Below are 16,119 nucleotides of genomic sequence, written 5' to 3' on the forward strand. Positions count from 1 at the left end.
CATTTGTTATACGATTGAGACAGCCAAAAAGCCAAGTGCTACGCTAAATGCAATCGCTAGGACGCCGGGTAGGAAAAACGCGTGGTTAAAGATATATTTACCGATTCGCGTTGAGCCTGTGTCGTCCATTTGCACCGCACCTAAAAGCGTAGGATAGGTTGGAAGCACGAAAAGTGCGCTCACCGCCGCAAAGCTCGCTACGATGATATACGCATTTGCAGTATTTTCAGGGGTTATGGCGAGAGCCATTACCACAACAGGCACGATAGCTTTTGCGGTTGCTGCCTGTGAGTAAAGCAAGGTGCTAGCAAAGAAAAATGCCACCGCCAAAAGCCAAGGGTATTGCTCAACAAGTTGCCCTGCAAGCGTTGTAATACTCTCTTTGTGCCCTTCGACAAAGGTATTACCAAGCCACGCCACACCAAAGACGCACACACACGCTACCATTCCGCTTTTAAAGACGCTTGAAGTCTCAGGAATCTTACTCACATCGACTTTGCAGAAAATCACAATGAGTGTCGCAATGGTAAGCATCGCGCTCATAATCGCCGCATCGCGTGGCACAATGATATTTGCGATAAGCACGGGTTCGCCACCGATTGTTGAAATCGCCGTTGCATAAAACACCACAAAAAGCACTCCCAAGCAAAACAAAAGCACAGAGAGTTTCGCGCCTTTTTTAAGCTGAATATTTTGTGCGCCAACGCTCTTTTTGACAAGCCCTTTTGTAAGTCTATCTTGATACACAGGGTCTTTGCTTAAATCCAAATTTGCAAATTTGGTTAGCAAAAACGCCGTTACCATACAACCAATAAATGTCGTAGGAATCCAAATGCCTAGCAGCAATGGATAGCTCCACCCAAGTGGCTCTAACTCACCGCTCATATACACCACAGCCGCGCTCACAGGACTTGCTGTGATTGCGATTTGTGATGAAACCACCGCGATTGAAAGCGGGACAGATGGCTTAATATTTTGCTCTTTTGCCACCTCAACGATTACAGGAATCATCGAAAACGCCGTGTGTCCTGTCCCTGCTAAAATTGTCAGCAAGTATGTAACCGTTGGTGCAAGGTAGTTGATATATTTGGGGTTTGAGCGCAAGATTCGCTCTGCAATCTGCACCAAATAATCCAACCCTCCCGCAATCTGCATCGCCGAAATCGCCGCAATTACCGCCATAATGATTAAAATCACATCCCAAGGAATAGCACCCGGTTTCATACCAAGCGCAAGTCCAAGAATGATTACGCCAATACCACCAGCATAGCCGATTCCTATGCCACCAAGTCGAATCCCTAAAAATATCGCGCCCAAAAGCACGACAACTTGCAACAAAACTAATGTAACCTCCATATACTACCTTAGCTATTTTTTACTTGTCATATGCGGATTTAGCATATTCTCTGGTGTGAGGATATTATCTAGCTCATCTTTGCTTAGCAGTCCTCGCTCGAGTGCCAAATCATACACGCGTTTGCCTGTGTTTAGTGCTTCTTTTGCTATGCTAGCGGAGTTTTCATAGCCTATGTAGGGATTTAGCGCGGTTACGATACCGATGGAGTTATACACAAAATCACTGCAAATCGCTTCGTTTGCGGTGATTCCATCGATACATTTATCCGCCAAAGTTTTCATCGCTTTTTCAAGCATTACGATACTATTAAAAAGACTATATGCAATCACAGGCTCAAAGACATTGAGCTGGAGCTGTCCGCCCTCGCTCGCAAAGGTAACCGTAACATCAGAGCCAATCACAAAAAAGCATACTTGATTGACCACTTCGGGGATTACGGGATTGACTTTGCCCGGCATTATGGAGCTTCCGGGCTGCATTTTTGGGAGGTTGATTTCATTTAGCCCGCATTTTGGACCACTGCTAAGCAGGCGCAAATCATTGCAGACTTTGGAGAGTTTCGCGCTCACGCGCTTTAGCACGCCACTGATTTGGACATACGCGCCTGCGTCTTGCGTGGCTTCGATTAAATCACTTGCCACGATATAGTCGTGTCCGCTTACTTCGCGGAGCTTTTTCTCCACGACTTTTGGGTAGTCTGGGTGAGAGTTTATCCCTGTGCCGATTGCCGTGCCTCCCATATTGATTTCAAGCACGAGTTTGCGCGCCTCTAGCACACGCTGAATATCTTCGCCCATCATCACCGCAAAGGTTTGAAACTCCCGCCCCAAAGTCATAGGCACGGCGTCTTGGAGCTGTGTGCGCCCCATTTTTAGCACATTTGCAAACTCTTTTGCCTTTTTCTCGTAGGAAGATTTTAAATGCTCCATAGCCTTTGCCAAATCACTTAAATAATCGTGCAATGCCATTCTTAACGCCGTAGGATAGGCGTCATTGGTGCTTTGGCTAAGATTTACATGGTCATTTGGGTGGAGGTATTGATACTCGCCCTTTTTGTGTCCTAAAATCTCTAAGCCAATGTTAGCGATAACTTCATTTGCGTTCATATTCGTGCTTGTGCCTGCCCCGCCTTGAAACATATCTACGACAAATTGGTCATAATATTTCCCCGCGATGACTTCATCGCACGCCTTTGTGATTGCGTTTTTGATATTTTCATCTAGCAATCCTAGCTCGTAGTTTGCCAACGCCGCCGCCTTTTTCACTCGTGCGAGATTGCGCACGAAGCGGGGGAAATTCCCTAATTTATCGTGCGAAATGTTAAAATTCTCCACCGCTCTAAAAGTCTGCACCCCATAATATACACTATTATCAATCTCCAACTCCCCGATAAAATCGTGCTCTTTTCGTGTTGCCATTGTTACTCCTTTGTTTTATGTTTGTTAAAGGGTTAAATTATACTCCAATTTTGACCTTTTATTTATATAATTTGCAAACAAAAATACAATGTAAAATATCCAAGCTAGGAGTGGCTTTTGAGAATATTTTTCCTGCATAAATTATGCGCCATTATACTAATGCTACCTTGTATTACACTTGGCGATACAACAGATTCTGCTCATACAAAAAAACAAGAATCTACTCCAAATTCTCTTGCCTTAAATGACGAACTCCAAACAACTAAACAAAAACTTGATTATGCCAATCTTTTTACCAAACCAAATATACAATGGAATGATATTGCGAGTGAAAAAAGTGGATTTTTTGTCGGTCTTGGAGCTTTGGGGGCGGTGCTAAGCACAAGTGATTATCTCACAAACACTCCACAAAGCATATATAAAGCAAGCTATCCATTTGGCGTGGGACTACATACAAAGTTTGGCTACGCACACTACTCCACGCCATACATTGGATTTCGCATATATGGAGAGTATTTGCGCATTTTTAGCACAGATTCTTATGTGGCAGATGGAGAATCTAACGGACAGAATCCAAAAACACGACAATATACACTCGATTCGTATCGTGCTGGGATAAATGTGATTTTTGACACAAACTTAGGGCGCAACTATGCCCATTCACTAGGCGTGATTATTGATTTATCCTACCTCATAGGGATAGACTTTGCCTCAAATTGGACACAGCAAGCAAATGGCGTGCAAAACTTTGGTGTGAATAGATTCTTAAGTGGAAACAAATTTGCATTAGGACTTGGTGTTGCTTATGTGTATGATAGCAAACATCGCTTTGAGTTAATGTTTCACCGATTTACAGACATTCGACAAAGTCAAGAATCATTTGTTAGCGCAAGTAACGCACCGATAATTTTTTCTCAAATACTAATGATGAGTATAGGATATGTGTATGTGTTTTAGAATATTTTTTGGATTAGTGTTTTTTGGATTGCTCTCTTGGAATCTTTTGGGTGAAGAAATCAAAGACCACAAAGTCGCACCCAAAGAATACACTCTGCAAAAATCCTACATAATCAATAGCTCACAAATCTACTCCACAATGCTTTTCCCAGAGATTCCAAAAAACTTTAAAATCGCTGTGTTGCCTGAAGAAAAATTTAGCATAACGCTAAAAAGCTATGAAGTTGTTGGGATTTTTGAACGCAATGGTTTTATTTTACACACGCCTCATAGCGAAGTAGAATTCACCTATCAAGCCCCAATGCCATTTGACAAACCAAAGGAATTTATAAAACGCCATTATGTGGAATTTTATGAGCAAAACTGCCCACAAAGCCTTGTCATTAGCGACATTATTATAGAATCTCCTCAAGATATTGACCTTGAAAATGCCTCTTTTGCATTTTTTAAGAAAAATAGCGCGTTTAAAAATGCTAGAGGCACGCTTATTGTAAATATCCAAGCAAACGCCAAAGACACACAGGATAAAAAAAATCAAAAATTTTTTTTGCCCTATACAATCAAGGGGCAAATAAAGGGCTTTGAAACTACGCAAAATATACGACCCGGCGAGGACTTCAATCAAAACAACACAAAGGCTGTGGAATTTGAGTTTGATAAAATCACTTCGATGCCAGCGTGTGAAAGCGAGGTGTTCTTTAGCAGTGCGAGAACCTATCTAGGCAATAAAACAATCTTATCAAAAGACAAACTCCGTAAAGCCCTGCTGGTAAAAAAGGGAGAAATTGTGCTCGTAAATACGCAAACTCAAGGAATCTCAATGCAAAATACATTTGAAGCTATGCAAAGTGGAGGATTTGGAGAAGTAATAAATGCAAAAAATGTCAATAGTGGGCGCATTGTAAAAATAAAAATCACCCAAAAAAATCAAGGAATCATCCTATGAACTATCCTAAAAAACTCACTCTTGGAATCTGTGGGGCTAGCGGTGTGCATTTAGGCGTGCGTTTTGCAAAACTTTTGCCTAGTGATATTTCATTATTCGTTATCCCAAGCGAGGGCGCAAAACTCGTCTATGAAAAAGAGGGGGCACATTTACACACAAATCACGCAACGACACACAATCTAACGCTTGCGTTGCAATCTTTGCAACGCAACAATGTAACGCTTTTAGATGATAAAGATTTGGGTGCGTGTGTGAGCTCTGGGAGTTTTGGCATTGAGGCTATGTGTGTCATTCCTACAAGTAGCGATATGTTAGCAAAGATTGCTTGTGGCATTAGCGATACGCTTACATCTCGGGTGGCAAGCGTAATGCTAAAAGAGCGTAAAAAACTCCTTTTAGCCGTGCGTGAGATGCCTCTAAGCTCAATAATGCTAGAAAATATGCTAAAACTCTCTAACTTAGGCGTGCATATCGCCCCACCAATCGCTGGATATTATGCCAAAATTACGACACTTGAGGATTTAGAGAACTTCTTTATTGGCAAGTGGTTTGATTTATTGCATATTCCTCATAATCTTTTTGCGCGGTGGAGTTGATATGCAAAATGCAACGCTCCTAGAAGTGCGCAATCTTTGTCTTAGTGTAAATGAAAATTTTGCTCTGCAAAATATTTCATTTAATGTGAATAAAAACTCTCTACTTGCAATCGTAGGAGAATCTGGCTCAGGAAAAAGTCTATTAGCACAATACATTCTTAATCTCTCACCATTTAATGCACGAAACAAAACACAGGCTTTTGAAAGTAATGTGGTGTTTTTTGAGGGGAGAGATTTAGCGCATTTAGATTCTGTATCTTGGTGTGAATTTTTAGGAGCACAAATCGCCTATATTCCACAAGAGCCATTAAGCGCGCTAAATCCACTCCAAAAGGTTGGTAAGCAAATTTTAGAGGCGTATCTTTTGCACCATAAAAAATCTCCAAAACACGAACAAATACAAATCCTGCAACGCGTTTTACACAGCGTAGGACTTGAATACAAACTCGCAAACCGCTATCCACACGAGCTAAGTGGCGGGCAACGACAGCGGATTCTCATCGCTATGAGTATCATCAATGAGCCAAAAATTATTTTTTGTGATGAACCCACAACTGCGCTTGATGCCTCAATCCAAAGGCAAATCATCAATCTTTTACACTCTTTAAGTCAAAAAAGTGCTATTGTGCTTATCACACACGACTTAGGGATTGTGCGTGATTACGCTGATGAAATCATTGTGATGAAAGATGGCAAAATTATAGAATCTGCCCCAACTCAAATGCTTTTTAGCAATCCAAAAGAACCATACACAAAGGATTTGCTTGATTGTATTGATTTTAGTGAGTTTTCCTTGCGCCCATACTCACACGATAAAGAAGTGCTATGCGTAAAAAACTTTAACGCCATTGTGCAAAACCACAGATTTTTTCGCAAGCAAACTCTTGTGCTTGTAAAAAATATCAATTTCACACTGCATAAGGGCGAAATATTGGGTATAGCTGGAGAATCTGGCTCAGGCAAAAGCTCTCTTGCTTACGCACTTGTGCGACTTATGCGCTCTAGCGGAGAGATGAATTTCTTTGGTAAGGATTTTTCGCGTATGTCTAAAAACGAAAAACTCGCGCTAGCAAGACAAATTAACATTGTATTTCAAGACCCATTTTCCTCACTCTCCCCTAGAATGCGCGTAAGTGAGATTATTAAGGAAGGTTTGATAGCACACAAAATTTGTGCCACAAACGAGCTTGATTCTCTTGTTAGTAAAAATTTGCATTTGGTGGGATTAAATGATGAGTTTTTGCACCGCTATCCACACGAGCTAAGTGGCGGGCAACGACAACGCGTAGCATTAGCGCGTGTGCTGGCTTTGGGTGCGAATATTTTGGTGCTCGATGAGCCTACGAGCGCGCTTGATAAATCTGCACAAAAACGCATTTTATCCCTCCTATTAGATTTGCAACGCAATTTAGGACTTTGCCTCATTTTTATAACCCACGATGTAGAGATTTTACGCTACTTTTCGCACACACTCTTAGTGCTTCAAAATGGCAATGCGATTCAATATGGCAAAACAAAAGATTTTTTTAATCAAACGCGCAATAAGGATTTTTGGGAAGTCTTATACTCGTCATAGAGGGATTTTTGTAATATTTTACATCAAAATTTAATATAATGTTTATAAATAAACTTGACATTAAATGACTAAACTTATATAATGCTTTCATATTAAACTTTAAGAATAAATCCATAAAGGAGCAAAAATGCAAAACAATCTTTTTGACAAACTTACTAATCATTTCAAAGAAACGCTAGATTCTGCGGCTTCGCTTGCCCTGCACGCGAGCAATGCCGAACTCACAACCAAGCACATAATCTGGGCAATGCTAACCAATCATCAAAGCCTACTAAACCAAGCCCTAAACAAAATGGGCGTGGAAAAATCGCCTTTAGAGCTAGAAGCAAAAAGCGCGGTGGATTCCCTGCCAAAAAGCTCTGGCGTCTCAAGCGAAAATATTTCCATTGCCAAAGAGCTAAAAAGCGCGCTAGATTTAGCTCTAGCCCACGCCACGCAAAATGGCGATAGCTTTGTCGCGGTGGATAATTTCATCATCGCAAACCTCAAAAACGAGGATTTTAAGCAGATTTTAGGCAAGCATATCGATATGCACGAACTTGTAAAAACTCTAGAATCTATCCGCGCAGGGAGCAAAATCCTCAATCAAAACGATGATTCTACGCTCGAAGCCCTCGCCAGATACGGAATCGATTTGACCGCAAAAGCCATAGAGGGCAAGCTAGACCCTGTGATTGGGCGAGATGAGGAGATTCAGCGACTTATGCAGATTTTAATCCGCAAGACAAAAAATAACCCGATTCTACTAGGCGAGCCGGGTGTCGGTAAAACCGCAGCCGTAGAGGGACTTGCCCAAAAAATCATCAAAAAAGATGTGCCACTCTCTTTGCAAAATAAACGCGTAATCGCGCTTGATATGAGTGCGCTAGTAGCGGGGGCGAAGTATCGCGGGGAGTTTGAGGAGCGGCTAAAAGCCGTAGTCGATGAAGTCAAAAAAAGCGCGAATGTGATTTTGTTTATCGATGAGATTCACACCATTGTCGGGGCGGGGGCAAGTGAGGGGAGTATGGACGCGGCAAATATCCTAAAGCCCGCACTCTCACGAGGCGAGCTCCACACCATAGGCGCGACCACGCTCAAAGAATATCGCAAATATTTTGAAAAAGATGCGGCTTTGACACGGCGATTTCAGCCTGTGGCATTAAATGAGCCAAGTGTCAATGAATCTTTGCAAATCCTGCGCGGGCTAAAAGAGCGACTAGAAGCCCACCACAAAGTCAATATCACAGATTCCGCGCTTGTGGCGGCTGCTAAGCTCTCTTCGCGCTACATTACGGATAGATTTTTGCCTGACAAGGCGATTGACTTAATCGATGAAGCCGCAGCCGAGCTAAAAATGCAAATAGAATCTGAGCCCTTTGAGCTCGCGAGCATAAAGCGCGTGGTGCAAAATTTGCGCGTGGAAAAAGAGGCATTGAAAATGGAAAAAGACTCCACCCAAACGAGCAATCGCCTAAAAGAGATAGAAAAAGAAATCAGCAACGCCGATGAGGAACGCGCCAAGCTAGAAGCGAAATTTGAAAACGAAAAGAGCGTGTTTGAGCAAATCGCCAAAGCAAAAGATGAAATCGAGAATTTAAAGCGCAAAAGCGATATTTGCAAGCGCGAGGGCAAGCTCGAAGAGGCAGCAAAAATCGATTATGACACGCTTCCAAAGGCGATTGAAAAGCAAAAGGGCTTAAATGAAAAATGGGAGCAAATGCAAGAGGGTGGCACACTGCTTAAAAACGCCGTTACACAAGAGAGTATCGCTAAAATCATTAGTCGCTGGACGCAAATCCCTATCCAAAAAATGCTCCAAAGCGAGAAAGAAAAGATTTTAGGCATCGAAGATAAACTTGGGCAATCTGTCATCGGGCAAAATGCCGCGCTAAAGGCAATCGCACGCGCAATCAAGCGCAACAAAGCGGGACTTAGCGATAACAATCGTCCTATTGGGAGTTTTTTATTTCTTGGTCCCACAGGCGTTGGCAAGACAGAATCTGCTAAGGCATTAGCGCGATTTCTCTTTGATAGTGAGAAAAATCTAGTGCGATTTGATATGAGCGAATATATGCAAAAGCACGAAGTCTCGCGCCTTGTGGGTGCTGCGCCGGGCTATGTGGGCTATGAGGAGGGCGGACAGCTCACTGAAGCGGTGCGCAGGAAGCCTTATTGTGTGCTACTTTTTGATGAAATCGAAAAGGCACACCCTGATGTGTTTAACCTGCTTTTGCAAGTGCTTGATGATGGGCGTTTGACAGACAATAAAGGCGTAACGGTGGATTTTAAAAACACCATTATCATTTTGACAAGCAATATCGGTAGCGATAAAATAATGAGTATAGAGGATAAGACTAAGCGTGAGAGCGCCGTAAAAGAGGAGCTAAAAGGCTACTTTAAGCCAGAGTTTCTTAACCGACTTGATGATATGGTGATTTTTAATCCGCTAGGAGCGGAGGAAATCGCTAAAATCGTGGATATTATGTTTGAGGGAATCGCTAAAAAATTGCGTGAGAGAGATATAAGTATCACTTTAGATTCTAAGGCAAAAGAGTTTATCGCTAGCGTGGGGTTTGACCCCGTGTTTGGTGCGCGTCCTTTGAAGCGGGCATTATACGAGGAAGTCGAGGATAGACTAGCCGAGCTCATCTTGCAAGATAAGCTAAAAGATGGGGACAAAGTGGAATTTAGTGCGGACAAAGAGGGGATAAAGGCGAGAGTAAAAGCTTAGACATAATGGATTTTGTCGTTGCAAAAGGTGAGTTTTGCACTTGCATAAAATCTCATTGTTTGTGATGACAAAAGTGGACTTTTTGTTGCTGTTTGGCTACTGATTCTTAAAAACTTGCTCAAACAATAAAATTATAAAACACAATATTTTTACATTGACAAAAGAATAAAAATTTATTAGTATGTGCTTTTAATAATTTATAATAAAAAATATTCCTATTATAAATTATTAACATTCTAACCTAAGGAATATGAGATGAATAAAATAATTTCAACACTAATATTAAGTGCTTTTTTAGGCATTAGTGGGCTTTGGGCGAGTGGTGTTGATTCTATGGAATCCAAAGCAACACAAGAACTATCACAAGCAGATAGTAAGTTTCTTTTTGGAACAAAATCAAAGAATCTAAATATACAAATCCTATCTCAAAAAGAATTAAAGGACACAAGGGCTGAGTTTTGGCCTATGCTTTTGCTTCGTATAGGAGTAATCAACATAGGTGTGGCGAATGCACCTGGATATGATGACCCTACTTACATTGGCAATGCGTGGTTTTCTGGAGCTTTTTGGGAATAATATGCAAAGTATAGAGATGTTGTTAGAAATATTTATACACCAAACCACATATTTTTTAGTGTATGTGCAGTTGCTGTGCTTTTTACTTTTGTTTGGCAAATATCACGCAAAATGGTGCGATATTTCTCTATACCTACCCTTACTTCTCATTCAATGTATCCTTGCAAGCACCTTAGACACTTCCGCTTTAGATACGCCTCACTTCATTTGCTTTGTTTTATCTCTACTTAGTTTTGGTTATTTAATGTTTTTGCTTAATCATATCGCTCAAGCAAAAAACAAAACCCAAGCAAACAGCACAAGAGATTTTATATATATGCTAGCTTTTATTGCTTTATTGTTTGTTATAATGGCATCAAAAATGGTGTATGACTCAATTTAAATAAAAACATTCTTTGGCATTTGTAATCTTACGCGATTTTATGAAAATTATTCAAACTCTATAAAACTATAAAGCACTATTCTTTTTTGTCCTCGCACTTTTAGAATCTAAAATCGCCATTTCAGATTCTAAAAACTTGCCCGTATAACTTCCGCTCTTTTTGTGATTTTTGATGATATGACTTGGCGTGCCACAATCCACGAGTTTCCCACCCTTATCACCACCTTCTGGTCCAATATCAATGATATAATCCGCGTTTTTAATCAAATCCAAATTATGCTCAATGACAATCATCGAATTGCCCAAATCCACAAGGTGGTGCAAAACTTTAGTCAGTCTATCCACATCGGCAAAGTGTAAGCCTGTGGTAGGCTCATCGAGGATATAGAGCGTCTTGCCCGTATCCTTACGGCTAAGCTCTTTGGCAAGTTTTACGCGTTGCGCCTCACCTCCGCTTAGTGTTAGCGCATTTTGCCCAAGATTGATGTATCCAAGCCCTACGGCTTGGAGTGTGGTGAGTTGAGAGGCGATTTTTGGCACTTTTTCAAAAAATTCTAGTGCCTCACTTACACTCATAGCGAGCACATCGGCGATATTTTTGCCTTTATAGGTGATTTCGAGTGTTTGGGGGTTGTATTTTTTCCCACCACACGCATCGCATTTTACCATTACATCGGGCAAGAAGTGCATTTCGATTTTTATTTCGCCCTCGCCTTGACACTTCTCGCACCGCCCACCTTTGACATTAAAACTAAATCGCCCTACCCCATACCCACGAATCTTAGATTCCTTAACTTCTGCAAAAAGCGCGCGGATATGGTCCATAACGCCCGTATAAGTCGCTGGATTACTTCGTGGTGTGCGCCCGATAGGCGTTTGGTCTAAATATATCACCTTATCAAGATGCTCTAAACCTTTAATCTCCACACCATCGCATTTATGGATTTTTTTAGCATTATTGAGAATCTCTTGCGCCACAGGCAAAAGAGTTTGCAAAACAAGCGAGCTTTTACCTGAGCCACTTACACCCGTTACACACACGAAGTTGCTTAGCGGAATTTTTAAACTCAAATCGTGGATATTATTGATAGTGATATGCCTAACTTCAAGCCAATTTTTCTGTATCCTATTAGCGCGGTGGTCTATGAGAATCTGATTGTTAAGATATTGTGCGGTAAGTGTTTTTGCTTTCAACAATGCTTGCTTATCCCCACTAAAGACAACCTCTCCGCCCTGTGAGCCAGCACCCGGTCCAATATCCACAATAAAATCCGCGTTTAGTATCGTTTCTTTATCGTGCTCCACGACAATCACGGTATTGCCCTTTTCTTGCAAAGAGCGCAAAGTCTTAATCAGTCGCAAGGTGTCGCGCTCGTGCAACCCAATGCTAGGCTCATCGAGCACATACATAACCCCCGTAAGCCCACTGCCTATTTGACTTGCGATACGGATTCTCTGCGATTCTCCTCCACTTATGGTGCGCGCGTCCCGCCCTAAAGAAAGATAGCCAAGCCCCACATCATCAAGGAAATATAATCGCTCTGTAATCTCTTTTAAGATTGGCTGGGCAATCATTGCTTGTTGTGCGTTGAGATAGGCAAATTTTTTAGAATCATTATAGAATCTATATGCTTGCTCGATTGGCAAGTCAATCACCTCACCGATTCCAAGTCCTGCGACTTTTACACTTAACGATGATAAGCTAAGTCTATGCCCACCGCAAGTGGAGCAAGTCTTTTCAGTCGTGTAATCACTCAAATCACGCTCATCTTTAAACATATCATAAGCGATTTGGATAATCCCCTTCCAAGGTCGCTCTAATGTGCTATTTTTCCAATGAAACCGCACAGGATTTGGACAACCATAAAGAATGTAATTTTGCCTTTGGGAATCTAACTCCTCAAAACTCACACTTGGATTGATTTTATGTGCTTTGCAAAAGCCTACAAAAAGCTCAGCATAATAGCTTCTATTGAATCCAAAAATTACCTTAATGCCTCCATTATTTAATGGCAGGGACTTGTTAAGAATCTTTTTGACATCAATGGTGTATTTCACGCCAAGCCCCAAACAATCCGTGCAAGCCCCCTTTGGCGAATTAAAACTAAAACTAAGTGGCTCTAATTCTTCAAAGCTCACCTTACACCTAAAACACGCAAAATGCTCGCTATAATGAATGTGCTTTGGCTGGGTAGCTTTGGAATCTGGAAGCATTTGCTCTATCTCCACCTCGCCAAATGATTCCTTTAACGCCCGCTCCACGCCTTGTGCGATTCTTGTGTGATTTTCTGGTGTAACTTTCACCCTATCAATAATTGCCTTTATGGTGTGTTTTTTATTTTTTGCGAGCTCGATTTCCTCATCTAGTCGTGTCATCACGCCATCGATTTGCGCACGCACGAATCCTTTTTGGCGCAGAGATTCTATCTTATCAGCAAAACTCCCCTTTTTTTCCTTTACAATAGGCGCGAGGATAATAATTGTGGAATCTTCTTGTAAATTTAACACTTGCTCTATAATGTCTGTTTGGCTCATTTGGGATATTTTATCACCACATATATGGCAGTGTTGTGTGCCTATGCGCGCATAAAGCAATCGCAAATAATCATAAATTTCTGTGATTGTGCCTACGGTGGAGCGTGGATTCTTAGAAGTTGTCTTTTGGTCGATAGCAATGGCTGGCGTTAGCCCCTCGATTTTATCTACATTTGGTTTGCCTACTTTGTCTAAAAACTGCCGTGCATAACTTGAGAGCGATTCTATATATCGTCTTTGTCCCTCTGCATAAAGTGTATCAAAAGCTAGCGTGCTTTTGCCACTCCCGCTTAATCCTGTAAAAACAATCAACTCATTTTTTGGAATCTTAAGATGGATATTTTTTAAATTATTTTCTTTTGCACCTTGAATGGACAGAGAATTTTTTTCGCGCATCACTCACCCTTATGAAATTTGGAGTTTAAATAAAATTGTGTATTATACTACAAAATTTTATGCCAATTTATAGTATAATTTCGCGCCTCCATAATAGACCTATGCAATGGAAATTGTAGGCAACGCTTCAGGGTGGGAACACAGCAGAGCACCTTATATTTCTGTGTGCCGTAGCAATCTGTTTTGGGGGTTATTGCAATCCAAAACTACAATATTTTATAAAAACAAATGGCTTAAGGAGTAAAAATGACCTTTAGTGGAAAAAATGTCCTTGTAACAGGAGGAAGTAAAAGCATAGGCGCAGAAATTTGTCGCTATTTAGCAACTTTAGGACTTAAAGTGTGGATAAATTATCGTAGCAAGCCAGAATTGGCAGATTCTCTTAAAAGTGAAATAGAATCGAGCGGTGGTAAAGCGGCGGTGATAAACTTTGATGCAACAAACGAAGAGGATTTTGTCAATGGCATTAAAAGTATTGTAGAATCCGATGGCGAGCTTAGCTATCTTGTCAATAATGCTGGTATCACTAAAGATAATCTTGCGTTAAGAATGAGTGTAGAGGACTTTATGAGTGTGGTTGATGCAAATTTAAAATCTGCATTTATCGGCACAAGAGAAGCCTTAAAAACAATGAGCAAGCAACGATTTGGAGCGGTGGTAAATATCGCTTCTATCATTGGCGAGCGAGGAAATGCTGGACAAACAAACTACGCTGCAAGCAAGGGCGGTATGATAGCAATGACAAAAAGCTTTGCCTATGAGGGTGCAAGACGCAATATTCGGTTTAATTGCGTTACACCGGGCTTTATCCGCACGGATATGACGGATTCTCTAAAAGATGAAATTAAGGAATTTTATATGCAAAATATCCCATTGGCGAGATTTGGCGAAGCAAAGGAAGTGGCAAGCGTTGTGGCGTTTTTACTAAGCGATGAGGCAAGTTATGTAACAGGCGAGGTTTTGAAGGTTAATGGTGGCTTATATATGTAGCTTTTTTAAAAAATTTTGTCTAAATTAAGGGTATTTTTGCCTTTTTTTACTATAATGCCCTCTTAAGTTCAAATTTAAAATAAGGAGTCAATTATGGCGTTGTTTGATGAAGTAAAGGAAGTTGTTGTAGAGCAATTAAATGTAGATGCTAGCGAGGTTAAAGAAGATTCTAGTTTTATCGATGACCTAAACGCGGATTCTCTTGATGTTGTTGAATTTATTATGGCGTTAGAGGATAAGTTCAAAATCGAGATTCCAGAAGATGATGCCAAAGATATAAAAACCGTAAAAGATGTGGTGGAATATATCGAAAAAGCACGCAAGTAAGCATACCATACTTAATTTATGTCAATACAGAATCTACAAATCAGTATTTTGTAGATTCTTAACTTGTAAATCTAAATTGTTTTGTGATGAAGGAGTTTAAGTGCAAAGAGTGGTAATTACGGGACTTGGAATGATAAATTCACTAGGTCTAAATAAGAGTGATTCTTTTAAGGCTATAGTAGAGGGAAAATGTGGTATTAAAAGAATTTCTCTATTTGATGCTGAAGACTTCCCTGTGAAGATTGCTGGCGAGATTGTCGGCTTTAATGCAGAAGAGGTAATGGACGCAAAAGAAGTCAAAAAGGCTGGTCGCTTCATTCACTTAGGACTTAAGGCTTCTAAAGAGGCATTGCAAGATAGCGGATTGCTTGGTAGCGATAATAAAGTGTCCCAAGATATATGCAATGACTTTGGCATTAGTTCTGCAGCTGGTATCGGGGGACTTGGCAATATTGAACAAAACTCAATCGCTTGCTTTGATAAAGGACCTCGAAGAATTAGTGCATTTTTTGTCCCATCTGCGCTCATCAATATGATTGGTGGCTTTGCCTCCATTGAATATGGGATTAAGGGACCAAATATCGCTAGTGTTACTGCTTGTGCGGCTGGCACACACGCTATCATTGAGGCAGGCAAAAGCATTATGGTCGGGGAAGTAAGCAAAATGATTGTCATCGCTTCAGAATCTACCATTTGTCCTGTTGGTATTGGTGGTTTTGCGGCGATGAGAGCACTCTCTGATAGAAACGATGAGCCACTCAAGGCATCTCGACCATTTGATAAGGATAGAAATGGCTTTGTAATGGGAGAGGGAGCTGGTGCGCTAGTTTTAGAAAGCCTTGATTCTGCTAAGGCACGCGGAGCGAAAATTTATGCCGAACTAATTGGCTTTGGCGAGAGCGGTGATGCCAACCACATTACCACTCCAGCACCGCAAGGCGAAGGAGCGTTCCGCGCGATGAAAGCCGCGCTAAAAATGGCAAATACCAAAATTGATTACATTAACGCGCACGGCACAAGCACTATGTATAATGACTTATTTGAAACCATAGCTATCAAATCAGCCTTTGGTGGCAAGGAAAATTGCCCGCCTGTAAGCTCTACAAAGGGACAAATTGGGCACTGCCTTGGCGCAGCTGGTGGTTTAGAAGCAGTCATTAGCATTATGGCAATGAATGAGGGTATCTTGCCGCCTACAATCAATTATGAGACGCCAGACCCAGAATGCGACTTGGATTATATCCCAAATGTCGCTAGAGAAGCAAAGCTAAACGCCGTGATGAGCAATTCATTTGGTTTTGGTGGCACAAATGGCGTGGTGGTGTTTCAAAAATTTAACGGATAAGGCGT

The 16,119-nt window shown here is 41.2% G+C and carries 12 protein-coding genes and 1 other RNA gene; 10 read left to right on the plus strand and 3 right to left on the minus strand.

The window, feature by feature from the left end; all coding sequences use genetic code 11:
* Positions 1-6: 6 nt before the first annotated feature.
* Together ACWIUJ_RS04475 and aspA are read right to left on the minus strand one after the other, a co-directional pair.
* Positions 7-1,356: an anaerobic C4-dicarboxylate transporter gene (locus tag ACWIUJ_RS04475; protein WP_454169242.1), complete on the minus strand. Its 1,350-nt coding sequence runs from the start codon at positions 1,354-1,356 to the stop codon at positions 7-9.
* 12 nt (positions 1,357-1,368) lie between these two features.
* Positions 1,369-2,775: an aspartate ammonia-lyase gene (gene aspA, locus ACWIUJ_RS04480; RefSeq protein WP_454169244.1), complete on the minus strand. Its 1,407-nt coding sequence runs from the start codon at positions 2,773-2,775 to the stop codon at positions 1,369-1,371.
* A gap of 117 nt (positions 2,776-2,892) precedes the next feature.
* On the opposite strand from aspA, the gene ACWIUJ_RS04485 reads away from it, so the two are divergent.
* From ACWIUJ_RS04485 to ACWIUJ_RS04510, 6 genes are all read left to right on the plus strand, one after another.
* Positions 2,893-3,732 carry a hypothetical protein gene (locus ACWIUJ_RS04485; RefSeq protein ID WP_454169246.1) on the plus strand — a complete coding sequence of 280 codons (840 nt, stop codon included), beginning with the start codon at positions 2,893-2,895 and terminating at the stop codon, positions 3,730-3,732.
* Positions 3,722-4,678 carry a flagellar basal body P-ring formation chaperone FlgA gene (gene flgA / locus ACWIUJ_RS04490; protein WP_454169248.1) on the plus strand — a complete coding sequence of 319 codons (957 nt, stop codon included), beginning with the start codon at positions 3,722-3,724 and terminating at the stop codon, positions 4,676-4,678. Before ACWIUJ_RS04485 ends, flgA begins: the two co-directional genes overlap by 11 nt.
* A complete protein-coding gene (locus tag ACWIUJ_RS04495; protein WP_454169250.1) occupies positions 4,675-5,274 on the plus strand; it encodes a UbiX family flavin prenyltransferase in 600 nt (199 codons plus the stop codon). The genes flgA and ACWIUJ_RS04495 overlap by 4 nt, the downstream gene beginning before the upstream one ends.
* Before the next feature lies 1 nt (position 5,275).
* Positions 5,276-6,850, plus strand: a complete 1,575-nt coding sequence (locus ACWIUJ_RS04500; protein ID WP_454169252.1) for an ATP-binding cassette domain-containing protein — start codon at positions 5,276-5,278, stop codon at positions 6,848-6,850.
* 127 nt (positions 6,851-6,977) lie between these two features.
* Positions 6,978-9,563 carry an ATP-dependent Clp protease ATP-binding subunit gene (locus ACWIUJ_RS04505; protein WP_454169254.1) on the plus strand — a complete coding sequence of 862 codons (2,586 nt, stop codon included), beginning with the start codon at positions 6,978-6,980 and terminating at the stop codon, positions 9,561-9,563.
* Between the two features lie 255 nt (positions 9,564-9,818).
* Positions 9,819-10,139: a hypothetical protein gene (locus ACWIUJ_RS04510; RefSeq protein WP_454151360.1), complete on the plus strand. Its 321-nt coding sequence runs from the start codon at positions 9,819-9,821 to the stop codon at positions 10,137-10,139.
* 448 nt (positions 10,140-10,587) lie between these two features.
* Here ACWIUJ_RS04510 and uvrA read toward each other — a convergent pair whose 3' ends face one another.
* The gene (uvrA, locus tag ACWIUJ_RS04515; protein WP_454169256.1) at positions 10,588-13,452 is read right to left on the minus strand and encodes an excinuclease ABC subunit UvrA; all 2,865 of its coding nucleotides are present in this window, start codon (positions 13,450-13,452) and stop codon (positions 10,588-10,590) included.
* Positions 13,453-13,542: 90 nt separating this feature from the next.
* Here uvrA and ffs point away from each other — a divergent pair.
* The 4 genes from ffs to ACWIUJ_RS04535 all read left to right on the plus strand — a co-directional run bounded on the left by ffs (position 13,543) and on the right by ACWIUJ_RS04535 (position 16,114).
* An RNA gene (ffs, locus tag ACWIUJ_RS04520) (signal recognition particle sRNA small type) lies at positions 13,543-13,640 on the plus strand.
* A 58-nt stretch (positions 13,641-13,698) separates the two neighbouring features.
* Positions 13,699-14,442 (plus strand): 3-oxoacyl-ACP reductase FabG, encoded by a 744-nt coding sequence (gene fabG, locus ACWIUJ_RS04525; RefSeq protein ID WP_454151354.1) that lies wholly within the window; start codon positions 13,699-13,701, stop codon positions 14,440-14,442.
* A 93-nt stretch (positions 14,443-14,535) separates the two neighbouring features.
* Positions 14,536-14,769, plus strand: coding sequence for an acyl carrier protein (gene acpP, locus ACWIUJ_RS04530; RefSeq protein WP_454151352.1), 234 nt, complete (start codon positions 14,536-14,538; stop codon positions 14,767-14,769).
* Positions 14,770-14,869: 100 nt separating this feature from the next.
* Positions 14,870-16,114: a beta-ketoacyl-ACP synthase II gene (locus ACWIUJ_RS04535; protein ID WP_454151350.1), complete on the plus strand. Its 1,245-nt coding sequence runs from the start codon at positions 14,870-14,872 to the stop codon at positions 16,112-16,114.
* Positions 16,115-16,119 lie beyond the last annotated feature (5 nt).

The organism is Helicobacter sp. 23-1046 (assembly GCF_053654635.1).

Bases quoted from the DNA above. Each gene is read 5' to 3' on its own strand.
- fabG (WP_454151354.1), top strand. From the start codon at position 13,699: ATGACCTTTAGTGGAAAAAATGTCCTTGTAACAGGAGGAAGTAAAAGC.
- acpP (WP_454151352.1), top strand. From the start codon at position 14,536: ATGGCGTTGTTTGATGAAGTAAAGGAAGTTGTTGTAGAGCAATTAAAT.
- ACWIUJ_RS04500 (WP_454169252.1), top strand. From the start codon at position 5,276: ATGCAAAATGCAACGCTCCTAGAAGTGCGCAATCTTTGTCTTAGTGTA.
- uvrA (WP_454169256.1), bottom strand. From the start codon at position 13,452: ATGCGCGAAAAAAATTCTCTGTCCATTCAAGGTGCAAAAGAAAATAAT.
- ACWIUJ_RS04510 (WP_454151360.1), top strand. From the start codon at position 9,819: ATGAATAAAATAATTTCAACACTAATATTAAGTGCTTTTTTAGGCATT.
- flgA (WP_454169248.1), top strand. From the start codon at position 3,722: ATGTGTTTTAGAATATTTTTTGGATTAGTGTTTTTTGGATTGCTCTCT.
- ACWIUJ_RS04505 (WP_454169254.1), top strand. From the start codon at position 6,978: ATGCAAAACAATCTTTTTGACAAACTTACTAATCATTTCAAAGAAACG.
- aspA (WP_454169244.1), bottom strand. From the start codon at position 2,775: ATGGCAACACGAAAAGAGCACGATTTTATCGGGGAGTTGGAGATTGAT.
- ACWIUJ_RS04475 (WP_454169242.1), bottom strand. From the start codon at position 1,356: ATGGAGGTTACATTAGTTTTGTTGCAAGTTGTCGTGCTTTTGGGCGCG.
- ACWIUJ_RS04495 (WP_454169250.1), top strand. From the start codon at position 4,675: ATGAACTATCCTAAAAAACTCACTCTTGGAATCTGTGGGGCTAGCGGT.